Below are 13,325 nucleotides of genomic sequence, written 5' to 3'. Positions count from 1 at the left end.
ATTCACTCTATGGTATTGCAATTGCCTTCTTAAACTTTTTTGCCTCAATGTCTATGACTCTTACACTACCTTTATTTGAAACCAATAGTAATCTTGGAGTTGGTTTATATGGAATAGCAATGGCAATAAATACATTTGGAATGTTTTTGGGGTTTACTTTTTTATCTGTATTCAAAATAAAAAGAGAAAGACAATTCTATATGTTTATTGCAAGCGGAGTTATTGCTTCCATGACAATGATTACAGTTTCAGTCTTCTTAAATATATATGTAATTTCAATTATGTTTTTTATTAATGGTTTTTGGCTAGCTATAATGGGATCGTTACTTCAACTAAGCATGCAAAATAGTGTGCCTTCAAATATAAGATCTAAAGTATTTGCATTTAAAAATACATTATCATATGCTTTAATGCCAATAGCAATGGTTCTTGCTGGTATACTTGCTGAAAAAATAAAAATAAATGCAATTATTTTTTGGGATTATGTAGCATTTCTAATATTATTTATATATCTTTCATTAGTACCAAGTGTTAAAGAAATAATTAATGCATAAGGGAAAAATAAATGGGTGGAATATATTAAAAAGAACTATACAAGAAGGAGCATGTAATATGAATATGTTTACTGAAAGGTTATATTTAAGAGAAGTTACTGAAAAGGATTATGATTTCATATCTGAATTAGAAACTAGTGATTTTATTCAAAAATTTGAATCAGATACTATACCTATAAAACAAGACATTGATAGGAAGTTTTTAAAAATGCTTGAATATATAAATGAAGTACCTAGGATTAAATATTATCTAATTATTACAAAACTACCTAATTTTCAACCAGTAGGAAAGTTAATATTTTGGGAGATAGATTCTTCTATTAGAGAATGGGAGATTGGTTGGGATGTCCACCCTAACTATGTGGGAAATGGGTATGCTCCAGAAGCCGCAAAAGCTTTACTTGAATTTGCATTTAATAATTTAGGAGTTCATAGAATACAAGCACTTTGCAATGATAAAAATACTAATTCTGAAAAAGTTATGATAAAAATAGGAATGAAAAAGGAAGGCACATGTAGAGGCGTTAGATTTTTAAATAATTCATGGTATGGAAGTCATATATATTCATTACTGGACAATGACTTTAAAAATTTAGAGGGTTAAATTCATAAAATATTGAGAACACCATAAGTTGATGTATTATTTTCAAGAAAGATTGATATAAATTCAGAAAAAGTAAACCATAGCTAAATTATAAATATAACCCATTAAACGTAAAATTAAGTTGAAAAATAGGAGGATAAAAAATGTTATATGTAATAAAAATACCTACAGCAACTAAGCTCCATGCAAGGTCTTGTAAAGACGATTGCCTGTATGGAGCAAAATAAAATCGTCTAAATAAAGAGACTTTGCATCAATGAATTTTTAACTAAATTTTAGTGAGGAGCAAAGTCAAAATGAAACAATTTAATAAAAAAATTATAACCGATTTAAAATACTTTTTAATTTTACTAGGTGGACAATCAATTTCTCAGCTTGGAAGTTCAATGACAAGTTTTGCATTGATGATTTGGGCATATCAAAATAAAGGCACCGTAATGTCAATCTCTATCCTTGGGGTGTGTACCTACTTACCATATATATTGGTAAGTGTTTTTGCCGGCACACTTATTGACAAGTGGAACAAAAAAGCTGTAATGCTTATTTCTGACAGTATTGCGGCGATATGTACCCTGTGCGTGTTAATCTTATATTGTTTAGGTATACTGAAAGTGTGGAACATATACATCATTAATACATTATTAGGAGTGATGAATGCTTTTCAGTCACCAACTTCTAATGTAGCAGTTACATTAATTGTACCAAAAGAACATTATAATAGAATAAGTGGATTGCAGTCCTTATGTAATTCCTTTATTACAATTTTCACACCTGTTTTTGCAACTGCAATTATTTCTTTCAGTGGTATTAAAGCTATATTAATTATTGATTTGATAACCTTTTCTAGTGCATTTAGTTCACTTTTGCTATTTATAAAAATTCCTAATAATAAAGAAGAAAATGATAGAACTAAAAGTTATAGTTTTTTTTATGATTTTAAAAAGGGATTTTCGTATCTGTTGCAAGAAAAGGGGATTTTATATTTGATAGTATTTATGTCTATCATTAATCTTTTAGCCTCAATGGCTGAAGGTAGTGTCTTGCCTGCAATGATTCTTTCACGTACAAATAATAACCGAGTATTACTTGGATTTGTTACCTCTGCAATTGGATTAGGAGGAATTGTTGGAGGGATTATAGTAACGATTATAAAACCCCCTAAGAGTAAGGTGAAAACAATTTTTAATTCCTGTGCTTTATCATTTTTATTAAGTGATGTTTTGTTAGGTGGTAGTCAAAATATATATGTTTGGATATTGGCAGCTTTTGCAGGTAATATTCCAATCCCATTTTTAAATGGAAGTGAAATGAGCATATTACGAACAAAAATTCCTGTAGATATACAAGGTAGAGTATTTTCAATAAGGAGCTCAGTTCAATTTAGCACTATACCTGTGGGATATTTATTAGGAGGTATTTTAAGTGACAAAGTATTTGAACCATTAATGCTCAAGTCTACACTTATGCAACAAACAGTGGGAAAAATAGTTGGTACAGGAAAAGGTTCTGGAATGGCAATGATTTTTTTAATTGTAGGAATTATAGGATGTTTACTTAGCATGATTTTTAAGAAGAGTACTAAAATTAAAGAACTAGATAAATAGATCCTTGTTATGAGTGCAAAGTTTAGATAGTATAATATGTAAACTTATAAAAATATGAATTTGTAAAATAGGTCGATGCAATGGTTATTAAAAATAATACTGTAAATACCGTATTATTCAAATGAATTTGCGGTATTTTTTATTCATGATTTTAAAATAACAGGAGGACGGAACAATAGATTGTAAAGAAATTATTAAGGCCTAAGGGAGAAAAATGAAATAATGTCTGGGTTTAATATTGCAGATGAAGATTATGAATGAATAATCTTGGATTATTGGTATGTAGAAAATAGAGTGAACATTCATTCTACTACGGATAATGTAAAATCCAAATTGGTTTTACATATATTTAAATATAAAATTATACTCAGTTAAATATCTACAATAGAATTATTTATTCTACAATGAACGAGGAGATACCTGTATGATTAAAAAAAATTTAAAAATTGCTAAAACTAAAAAAATAATAATTTTATTTTTTATAATAATTTTAAGTATAATAACTATTAAATTAGTAACTTCAAGTGATCAAAGTGGTAAAAGTGATAAAACATATATAATTAGTGGAGATGATAATGAGGAGGATAGTGTAAATAACACTGAAAATATAATAACTCTAAAAGAAGAATCTTTATTAGGAGAATGGGAATTTGATACCAATATACAAAATAAAGCTTATTCTAAGCCTAGTAAGATAAAGCTAAATTTCAAAAATAATTCTGATGTAATTACGGATATATATTTACTAGATCATGGGGATTATATAACTGGTTTAAGTGAGGATAAATATAAAATTGAAAAAAATAAAAATGGAGAAACCTCTATTAATATATTGTATAATATTGATCCTTCTATGAAAGATAAGATTGATCCTAAGTATGGTGATTATGCGTTTAAATTTATTATTAAAGAATTTGAGGAAAATAAAATAGATGTTGAATTTAAATATACTTCAAAAGAATCTAAAAAAGAAACGTTAGAAGGTTCATTAATTAAAATTAACAAAAGTAATTAATAGGAGGATATATACATGAAGATATTTTTTAAAGAGTTATTTATTAAACCTATAAATACTATATTTATGTGTTTAGGTTTAACTATAGCCATATATTGCTTATCTGCAGGTACCTGTCTCTTTACTACATTTTATAATTTATATAATGATAAAAATTATCTTTTAAAAGAAAGTTGTTCTGCAGAATTTATATTTAAAGAAAACATAAGCATTAACAATTTTATGAATAATATAGAACAAATAGATCCTAATGTTGGATTTATCACACCTAGATTTGATTTAGAAATAGAAAAAAATAGGACTGCTTATTTAATCGGATTGTATAATTACAAAGAGTTAAACAAAATACTTCCACTACTAGAAGGAAGATTTTTCACTGAAGAAGAAAGTATGTCAAGTGAAAAATTAGCTTTAGTTGGAGGTAATTTAGCAGACTTAATTTATATGAAAAATGATAAAAAGTATATAAAAATAGAAAAAGAAGAGTTTGAAGTTATAGGAACTATAGGTAGAAAAACTTTATCTTATTGGGGATTAAGAATTTTTACTCCTGTGAAATCCTTACCTAATGACATATATAATTCTGAGTACAACTCCATGGGGTTATTTTACCCAAAACGTATGTTACAAGAAAAAAATTATTTTTACGACTTAAAAAATAATTTTAGTAATAAAAATATAGAAAGCATAAAAATTAATGAATTATCAAAAGAAGATGGTATTGCTAGTAGGGTTTTTAATAATAATAAATCTATGTATATATCTTTAATATTTTCAATTTTATTGGCATTAATAAGTATACTTATCTTTTCAACTTTTTGGGCTGATGGATTAAAGAAAAATGTTGCTATAAAGAAAATTTTAGGTGCGGATAATTTATATATTTTTAAGCAATTAATATACCAAATGTTGATATTAGTAATTGTCTCATCAATAATAGCAGGTATTTTAAATCTTATAACATTAAATTTTTTAGAAAAATTAATGTTAGCTCAAATTAGTTTTGATTTAACTAATATTCTTAGTATAAGTATAGCTACTTTTGTGTTTGTTATTTTGAATTCTTTATGGATTTATAAAGATGTATTAAAATTTAATGTTACAAATTATATTAAATAGAATGAGGTATTAATATGAATATTAAATATTTTTTTCGGAATTTATATATGAGGAAAAAAATTATGCTGTTATTACTTTTTCAAGCTATAGTTTATATATTTCTTTTAATGAATTTATTTTCAATGGCTATGTTTAAAAGTAATTTCATCAAAAATTACAAAGAAAATTTCCCATTAGAAAATGGTGCTTATATAAAAGATGGAATAGATTCTGAAAAATTAGAAAAAGAAATAGAAAAAGTAAGGGAATTTATTAATTATGTAGAAAATAATAAAAATATTAAAAGTTATAGATTATCTGTAATTAAAAGATTAAGCACAGAAGAATTTAAGATAAATACTGATAAATTTAAACAACAATATAATATTGATATGAATTATAAAGATTTTATACCAGTTTATAAACTTAACTATGGTTATTATTCTGAAATTGAAAAACATATATACGGAAGTGGATTTAAAAAAGAAGATTTTGATAAAGATAATGAGGTTACTCCAGTAATTTTAGGAGAAATTTATAAAAAAGATTATAAACTTGGGGATATCATAGCAAATGATGATAAAAGTTTAAAATTTAAAGTAGTTGGATTTTTAAAGAAAAATATATTGTTTTTACATGGATCAAATCCTGCTCAAAGCACAGAGTCAAGTGAAAAAAGTTTTATTATTCCTTTAACTAAAACTTTTTTAAATGAAGAAAACTTTATGTTGCCCCACAGTATGAAAGACATGGTTTTTACCTTTAATGATGATTTGGACAATTCAACAGTAATAAAAGAAATTACAGATAAAGGTAAAGAGTTAGGTATGGATCTTGAAATAGATAATTTTTATGATTCTTTAAATATATTTCTTGAAGATATAGATGTTCAAATTCGTTTTGAAAGTATGAAAGTATTAATATATACTATATTGTCCTTTGGTGTTTTTACTATATCCTTTATATATTTAATTAATAATAGAAAGAGAGAAGTTGGTATTTTATATTCCTTAGGTGCTAGTAAAAAAAATATAATATTTATGTTTTCTTTAGATATGGTATTTGTTATTAGCATAGCTTATTTAATAAGTATTCCAATATATATGTATTTTGGACAAACCATTATTTTTTTCTTTATAAATGATTTTAATATAATAAATTTAGGGGTACCTTTTATAATAATGTTATTTATATCACTATTTTGTTTAGTTATTCCAATAAATAATATTATTAAACTAAAGCCAAACGAGCTTATAAGGGGGAAATAAATATGAATATAATAGAACTTAAAAATATAAAAAAAATTTACGGTAAAAATAGTGCTGAAACTATAGCACTAAAAAACATAAATTTATCTATAAAAAAAGGAGAAATGATAGCTATAATGGGTCCATCTGGTTGTGGAAAAAGCACATTATTAAATATTATAGGATGCATAGATGTTCCTAATAACGGTACTTATTCTCTAAATGGACAGGAAATAAATAAATTAAACTTTAATAAACTTGCTAAAATAAGAAATAAGAATATTTCATTTGTATTTCAGGAATTTGCATTGTTAAAAGAATTTTCTGTATTGGATAATGTTATATTACCTTTAAATTTTAGAAAAATGACATTTAAAGAAAAAAGGTTATCGGCCTTAAAATATCTAAAAAAATTACAAATTGAAGATTTGGCTAATAAAAAAGTAATAAATTTATCAGGTGGGCAACAACAAAGAGTAGCCATTGCAAGAAGCCTTGTACAAGAAAGTGAACTAATATTAGCGGATGAACCTACAGGTGCATTAGATCAAGAAAATGGTAAAAATATAATGAGTATATTAAAAAATCTTAATAAGGATGAAGGAAAAACTATAATAATAGTAACTCATGATATGAACATAGCAAAGTATTGCGATAAGATTATTAATATGAGAGATGGAGTTATACTTTAAACCACGCAAAAGGTAGTGGTATTACAGTTAGTAGCCATTAGAGAAAATTAATATAATACTTATTAAATCCATAATATCGAATACAGTCCTGATTTTTACAAAGAAGGATTTAGAACTTTAACAGAGTTTGGCATATATGCATCTAAAAAATCTACTGCTATCTGAAGAAAACCTGATGGTAGTGGAATTGTGTACAAATGGATTGAAAGGGATAGTGGGGAAGTAGATATTCTTACAAAATTAGATTCTATCTCTGTAACTAAGGAAAATAAAACTAAGGTTGATTATTATGTTTTTGATGAATTTGAAGTTCATTTAAATCGAATACCACCTAACTCTAAACAAGAATGGCATTTACATAAAATAATAGAAGAAGTATTGGTGGTTACTGAAGGACAAAATGAATAATACGGTATTGTAAAGTAAGAATTTTATATAATAATTTAGAAAATATGTTATAGTTTTCTTGAAAAATAGATAGGATTCGCAAAGTTTTGCAAATTAGTATATGTAGAAAAGGGGGATACTTATGATAGATTTATTTTTAGCTAAACCAAATAAGGAATATCAAAAGAGTTTTGAAGAGTATGTGATAGCATATAAAAAAGAAGGTGATGATTTTTATTTCAATCTATATAAAAAAGGATTAGATAACTTTAATGAATATTTAAACTACTTACACAATTATTCTAAAGGAATAGATTTACCTCAAGGAGAGGTTATAACTTCAAACTTTTGGTTAATTCATAATAATAAAGTAGTAGGAGTAGTACGAATTAGACACCAAGAAGTAGAGTATTCTGGTCATATAGGTTATGATGTATCACCATGTTGTAGAAATAAAGGTTATGGTACTGAGATCCTTAAATTAGCACTGAAAGAGGCTGTGAAAATAGGAATAAAAGAGGCAATAGTGACTTGTAACATAGATAATGTATCTTCAAAAAAAATTATAGAAAAGAATAATGGGAAATTATTGGAAGCTATTTTTGATGAAGAAGAAAATGAAAATCTATATAAATATAGTATTGCAACATCTAATGACAAATTATAGTATACCGATTTTAGAGTAACAGCAGAACTATCATTTAGTTTCAGATAAAACTATAAAAGAAAGGGGAAAAGGAGTGGAATATATTATAAAAGAAATGAATTATGAAAAAGCAAAGCAAATTTCCAAATGGGAGTTTATGATGATAAAGGTCCTACTGATATTGGTTTAGGTATAAATCCTAAATTGTGTAGTCAGGGTTTAGGGTTTGATTTTTTAAGTAAAGGTTTAGAATTTGCTAGGAATGAAGGATATACAAATGGATTTCGTTTGACAGTAGCAACTTTCAATAATCGTGCAATAAAGGTATATGAAAGAGTAGGATTTAAAAGGGTTAATTCATTTAATAGAATATTAGAAATGGGAAAAACAGAATTTTCAGTTATGAATTTGTGATAATAATAAAAAAGTTTATTTAAACTATATTATACTCAATAATTCAAGAGGTTGTTATCCTAATAATTTAAAATGAGGAGTAGAAAGTAGGGGTTGTATTGAAATTGAAATTTGAAAGAGCCTCTTTAGAATATACATGTAAATCAATTTCAGAATTTTTTTATGAAGAACAAAGTAAAGATTTTCAAGAGTATATTTGTGAAATTTATACTTCTTTTGATATGGAGAAGATAAAGAACATGGACATACAAGAGAAGCTAAATTATATAAAACAAAATCTTAAAGATTTATATGAAAATGAAGCAGAGAATATAAATAAGAAGATAAATGAATACCAAAAAGAATGGAATAAGATTAGCACTGAAATATTAAAATGTTACAAATCAATATTTAGTATAGATGTTGATGAGATTTTTGGAGACATTATAGTACAAGTTGGACTTAATCCAATTTGTCCAAGATATCTTAATGAACATAAATTTGATTGCTTTTATAAGTTAAATGCTCAAAGTGCTATGGAAAATACAATACATGAATTAACTCATTTTGTATGGTTTGAAGTTTGGAAACAGGTATTTAAGAATTCAGATGAACAATACTTTGAATACCCACATCTTATATGGTTATTTAGTGAAATTGCAATTGACCCAATTCTTAGAGATCATAGGCTTAAAAAGTATTGTAAATTAGAAAAACCTGCATATGATTATTTTTATAATATAGAAATAAATAATAGCTATCTTATTGAAGAAATTCGTAGTCTTTATACAGAAAATACATTAGAGGACTTTATGAAAAAGGGATTGGATTATTGTGAAAAATATAGGGATATATTAAAGAAATATATTTAGGATGAGCTATAATCAATAATCTAAGTGTTTTAAGCTACAGATAAATATTATATTAAACTGTAGCTTAAATTTATTATATTGGTATTACTTAACAACAATGCCCATAAGTCTGGTTAAATCCAGACCTTGTAATGGAGTAACTATAGCTCCAGAAACATCATTTATTTCAATATTAATTCCAGAAATATCACAAGTAGTAAGATCCATTTTTGACAAAGAAGTTTTATTAAAATATGAATTACTGAAATCTGTATTATTAAAGGCTGTTTTATCAAGTCTAACTTCTTGAAAAACAGATTCTTGAACATTAGATTCCACTATATTCACACTATTAATTTTAGAAAAAGAGAAATTTATATATTTTCCTAAAATATTATGGAACAATACATTTTTTATATTACTGTCATCAAATTTGCAACCTAAAAGTTTACAGTTAATAAATTCAACTCTATGAATGCTTCCACTATTAAATGAAGTGTTAGATAAATCACAGTTCTCAAATCTTGCATCTAGTAAATCTATGTTTTGAAAGTTACAATTTTTAAATATTATATTTTTAAATATGCAAGAATCAATGGTAAATCCAACGTCGGATTTGCCATCTATTGTAGCATTTTCAATAAGTTTATTTTGAATTTTTTCGGCAATTAGTATTTCCTCAAAAATATCATTCACTTCTTCAAATTCATCTATAAATTTAGGTTTTTGTATTTTAATTAATTTGCTCATAAATCTATGTTTAATAAGAGAAAGATATATATTTACTAAACTCCTATTAAAAGTTCACCTCTTCTCATTTTATACTTTGTAATTAATAAATCCAGTTAATTTAAATGAAGTTTATAAGAGCTTATCCAGTAGAATAACAAAATGGCATACATAGGCAACTTAAAAAGAGGTAGTAGCAATTATGTTACTCAGATAATCTTATAAATTATTTCATAGTTAAAAGATAATAATTCACAAATAACTATATAATAATATTGGATTTTTTTAACTAAATTTTATTATAGCATAGTTGAGTTAAAGATATAATAATTAAATTTAATTAAGGCAAGTACACTTATAGTAGATTAATTGTTCAAAAATTTTTCTTTGGGTATAATATAATTAAGAATTAGCTGGAGGAATTTATATGAAAAAAAATGCATCACAAAGAGAATACAAGAAATTAAGTAGTCAAATAAATCAGATAGAAGAAATTGTTCACAATTCAAAACCAGGAGCATTAATTGAGCATGAATCTTCCATAAGAAAAAAACTAATACAATTAAAAGAAATGGAAAAAGAAGGCTTTAAGGGCTTTAATGATGTAAATGAAAGATATGAAGAATTATTAGAGTATGCATCAAAAAAGCTTTTAGATGATTATAATAGAAAGAATGATACTGATTTTGATTTTTATGATGTAGTAAGAGATAACTATAATGTATTTTTAAACTCAGGATTAATGACGGTTCTTACTAAGAAACATATACCGGAATTAATTGCTAAAAAATTTGAAGAAACCTTCCCAAGTAACCCAAAAGATGAGTATAGAAAAGCTAGAGCAATGAGAAGAAAGTTTTATATTCATTTAGGAGATACAAATACAGGAAAAACTTATACAGCAATGGAAAGGCTTAAGAGTGCTATAAATGGAATATATCTATCTCCTCTTAGAATACTTGCATTAGAAAACTATGAAAGATTAAATAATCAGGGAGCAATATGTAATTTATTAACTGGTGAAGAGGAAATAAGACATAATGAAGCAACACATGTATCTTGCACTATAGAAAAGGGAGATATAAAAAAGGAATATGATGTAGCTGTTATTGATGAGATTCAGATGATAAAGGATGATCAAAGGGGAGCAGCATGGAGTAGAGCAGTACTTGGGTTGTGTGCAAAAGAAATACACATTTGTGGAGCTTTAAATGCAAAGGATATTTTAATTAAGATTATAGAAGACTGCAATGATGATTATGAAATCATAGAGTATAAGAGAAATGTTCCTCTTAAGGTGCAATATGAAAACTTTAATTATAAAAATGCTGAAGAGGGAGATGCAATAGTTGTATTTTCTAAAAAAAGAGTATTATCTCTTGCTCAGCATTATTCGGAACTTGGAATTAAGGCAAGTATTATATATGGAGATTTACCACCAGAAGTTAGAAAAAAACAATATGAGCAGTTTATAAATAAAGAAACAAAAATTCTTATATCAACAGATGCTATTGGTATGGGAGTTAACTTACCTATTAGACGAATTATCTTTTTAGATATAAAGAAGTTTGATGGAGAGGAAGTAAGATATTTAACATCCCAAGAGGTTAAACAAATAGCTGGAAGAGCAGGAAGAAAAGGAATATACGATATTGGATATGTTGCATCAATAGGTGGAAATGCAAAATTTATTGATGAAAGACTAGAAGAAACTGATAGAACCGTAAAGGAAGCTGTAATTGGCCCATCAGAGGCAATACTTAAAATACAAAGTCTTCCTTTAAATGAGAAGCTTGCTTTGTGGAGCACTAGAGAAGAGGTTTTAGACTATTATAGCAAAATGGATATAAATGAATATTTAATAATACTAGATAAAGTTAAGAAATATAAATTAAAAGAACAAGTACAATGGGACTTATTAAAGATTCCTTTTGATGTTTCTAAGGAAGAACTTATGGAAACCTTTATAAACTATGTAGAAGAACTATTTGTAAGAAAAAATGACACAATTCCAATATCAGAGTGTTATACAGGAAACCTTGAAGATTTAGAAAATTATTATCAAAAAATAAATATGTATTATTCATTCTGCAAGAGTTTTAAGCTAGACTTTGATGTTCAATGGATTTATGACGAGAGGTTAAAGGTTAGCGATGATATAAATGAAATTCTTTTAGAAATATAATTTACAAGTTACAAGTTACAAGTTGTAAGTGACAGGTGACAAATTAGGGATGAAGTCTTATTAAGAACATTTCACAATATTTAAGTTTTCAAATAAGTGAATTATCTAAAGAAAAAATAGGGCTAAGAATTAGCAAACTATATGACGAACAGTTAGTATTATTGGTATAAAAAACTTTGTGTAGCCATCTAGTTTGTGTTGCTTAGTCTTCTTTTTATATAATAGATGAACATTCTCATAATAATAAAATTATGTAATGAAAATAGAATGATAAGCGTTAGTAAACTATCAGATGAATCGTAAGCATTCTTAGTGAAAAAAGCATTGCTTCCGTTAAGAATTTCAATTGTTTGAAGCGAAGCAAGTTATTGAAATTTAGGAAGTAATGCTTTTTTACTGTAGAATACTAGGTGAAATCTGCTTGTTTACGGTGCTTATCATTCTATTTTCATATTTAGATGAATTTCCTTGTTTACATGAATTTAAATATTATTTATAGATGCTTTAGCATCTTCAATTTCATCTTTAGTGATATTTTTTGATTTAAGAGTTTCATCATCTATAAGAAGCATTTTATTATATAAATCCAAGGCCATTGGTTTATATGAAGAATCTTCATCAAGAATTTCAAAAATAAGTTCATCAACTTGTTCAAAGTCAGTATCCTTAAAGAATACTTGAACTAAATCTTTTTTTAAATCTGTAGAGATTTCATAATCCATAAGTGTATTAGATGCCTTTAATAAATAATCTTTATATGGTTTAAGTAAAGTTTCCTTATCTTCTAAATATACATCTTTTAATATAGAAAAACCCTTAACAAGTTTATTAAAGGATTCAATATCACCACTGTTATTTATATACCATTCTTGAATAAATAGAATCCCAAGTATACAGGTTTTACTATAATCTTTAAGTCTATTATGTACAAGTAAAGTATCAAGTTCACTCATAGGTAAACTATATAATGTTTCACAGTCAAATCCTAGGTATTGTTTATATAATTCATCTATATTTTTAGTGAAATCTTCTTTACTTTTTAAAATGTTTTCTAATGAAAGCAAAAATTCCTCTGCAAGCTTATGATTAAAGTCATTTTTTAACACGAAAATACGCCTCCTTATTTTAAACATATGTTAAATTATAACACAATGGATTGTTAAATGGAGTAAAAGTTAAAAAATAAAAAACAGGCACAAATTTTATTTTAGTGCCTGTTTAACTTTAATATAGATATATTTAGATTTGTTTCTTTGAATGTTTTTCTTTAATAAAGTAACCAATAAGATAAACTAAATAAAAACCCCCAAATGACATTAG

Annotated in this window: 14 protein-coding genes; 12 read left to right on the top strand and 2 right to left on the bottom strand. The window is 25.8% G+C overall.

Features of this window, described 5'->3' with window-relative positions; genetic code table 11:
* Positions 1 to 14: 14 nt before the first annotated feature.
* The 11 genes from BM119_RS07800 to BM119_RS07750 all read left to right on the top strand — a co-directional run bounded on the left by BM119_RS07800 (position 15) and on the right by BM119_RS07750 (position 9,112).
* Entirely contained in the window at positions 15 to 554 is a 540-nt protein-coding gene (locus tag BM119_RS07800) for an MFS transporter (protein WP_341465750.1), read from the top strand.
* Positions 555 to 612: 58 nt separating this feature from the next.
* Entirely contained in the window at positions 613 to 1,158 is a 546-nt protein-coding gene (locus tag BM119_RS07795) for a GNAT family N-acetyltransferase (RefSeq protein WP_177199350.1), read from the top strand.
* A 296-nt stretch (positions 1,159 to 1,454) separates the two neighbouring features.
* Positions 1,455 to 2,762: an MFS transporter gene (locus BM119_RS07790; protein ID WP_090040338.1), complete on the top strand. Its 1,308-nt coding sequence runs from the start codon at positions 1,455 to 1,457 to the stop codon at positions 2,760 to 2,762.
* A gap of 424 nt (positions 2,763 to 3,186) precedes the next feature.
* Positions 3,187 to 3,777: a hypothetical protein gene (locus tag BM119_RS07785; RefSeq protein ID WP_090040335.1), complete on the top strand. Its 591-nt coding sequence runs from the start codon at positions 3,187 to 3,189 to the stop codon at positions 3,775 to 3,777.
* A gap of 15 nt (positions 3,778 to 3,792) precedes the next feature.
* Complete coding sequence (locus tag BM119_RS07780) at positions 3,793 to 4,896, top strand: ABC transporter permease (protein WP_090040334.1); 1,104 nt, start codon at positions 3,793 to 3,795, stop codon at positions 4,894 to 4,896.
* Between the two features lie 62 nt (positions 4,897 to 4,958).
* Complete coding sequence (locus BM119_RS07775; protein WP_177199349.1) at positions 4,959 to 6,143, top strand: ABC transporter permease; 1,185 nt, start codon at positions 4,959 to 4,961, stop codon at positions 6,141 to 6,143.
* Positions 6,144 to 6,145: 2 nt separating this feature from the next.
* On the top strand, positions 6,146 to 6,814 hold the full coding sequence (locus BM119_RS07770; protein ID WP_090040330.1) for an ABC transporter ATP-binding protein: 669 nt from the start codon (positions 6,146 to 6,148) through the stop codon (positions 6,812 to 6,814).
* Between the two features lie 189 nt (positions 6,815 to 7,003).
* Positions 7,004 to 7,222 carry a cupin domain-containing protein gene (locus BM119_RS07765; RefSeq protein WP_090040328.1) on the top strand — a complete coding sequence of 73 codons (219 nt, stop codon included), beginning with the start codon at positions 7,004 to 7,006 and terminating at the stop codon, positions 7,220 to 7,222.
* Between the two features lie 121 nt (positions 7,223 to 7,343).
* Positions 7,344 to 7,868: a GNAT family N-acetyltransferase gene (locus BM119_RS07760; RefSeq protein ID WP_090040326.1), complete on the top strand. Its 525-nt coding sequence runs from the start codon at positions 7,344 to 7,346 to the stop codon at positions 7,866 to 7,868.
* Positions 7,869 to 7,994: 126 nt separating this feature from the next.
* The gene (locus tag BM119_RS07755; protein WP_090040325.1) at positions 7,995 to 8,261 is read left to right on the top strand and encodes a GNAT family N-acetyltransferase; all 267 of its coding nucleotides are present in this window, start codon (positions 7,995 to 7,997) and stop codon (positions 8,259 to 8,261) included.
* 104 nt (positions 8,262 to 8,365) lie between these two features.
* A complete protein-coding gene (locus BM119_RS07750) occupies positions 8,366 to 9,112 on the top strand; it encodes a hypothetical protein (protein ID WP_090040323.1) in 747 nt (248 codons plus the stop codon).
* Positions 9,113 to 9,196: 84 nt separating this feature from the next.
* Here the strand turns inward: BM119_RS07750 and BM119_RS07745 are convergent, their stop codons facing one another.
* The gene (locus BM119_RS07745; RefSeq protein WP_090040322.1) at positions 9,197 to 9,841 is read right to left on the bottom strand and encodes a pentapeptide repeat-containing protein; all 645 of its coding nucleotides are present in this window, start codon (positions 9,839 to 9,841) and stop codon (positions 9,197 to 9,199) included.
* 406 nt (positions 9,842 to 10,247) lie between these two features.
* On the opposite strand from BM119_RS07745, the gene BM119_RS07740 reads away from it, so the two are divergent.
* A complete protein-coding gene (locus BM119_RS07740) occupies positions 10,248 to 12,005 on the top strand; it encodes a helicase-related protein (protein ID WP_090040321.1) in 1,758 nt (585 codons plus the stop codon).
* Between the two features lie 482 nt (positions 12,006 to 12,487).
* On the opposite strand, the gene BM119_RS07735 is transcribed toward BM119_RS07740, so the two are convergent.
* Complete coding sequence (locus BM119_RS07735) at positions 12,488 to 13,111, bottom strand: DUF6483 family protein (protein WP_090040320.1); 624 nt, start codon at positions 13,109 to 13,111, stop codon at positions 12,488 to 12,490.
* Positions 13,112 to 13,325 lie beyond the last annotated feature (214 nt).

This window comes from Clostridium frigidicarnis (assembly GCF_900111985.1).
In the GTDB taxonomy this organism is placed as follows: Bacteria; Bacillota; Clostridia; order Clostridiales; family Clostridiaceae; genus Clostridium_Z; species Clostridium_Z frigidicarnis.
The sequence above is the reverse complement of the archived record's forward strand: the minus strand, read 5'-3'. Positions and strand labels throughout refer to the sequence as shown.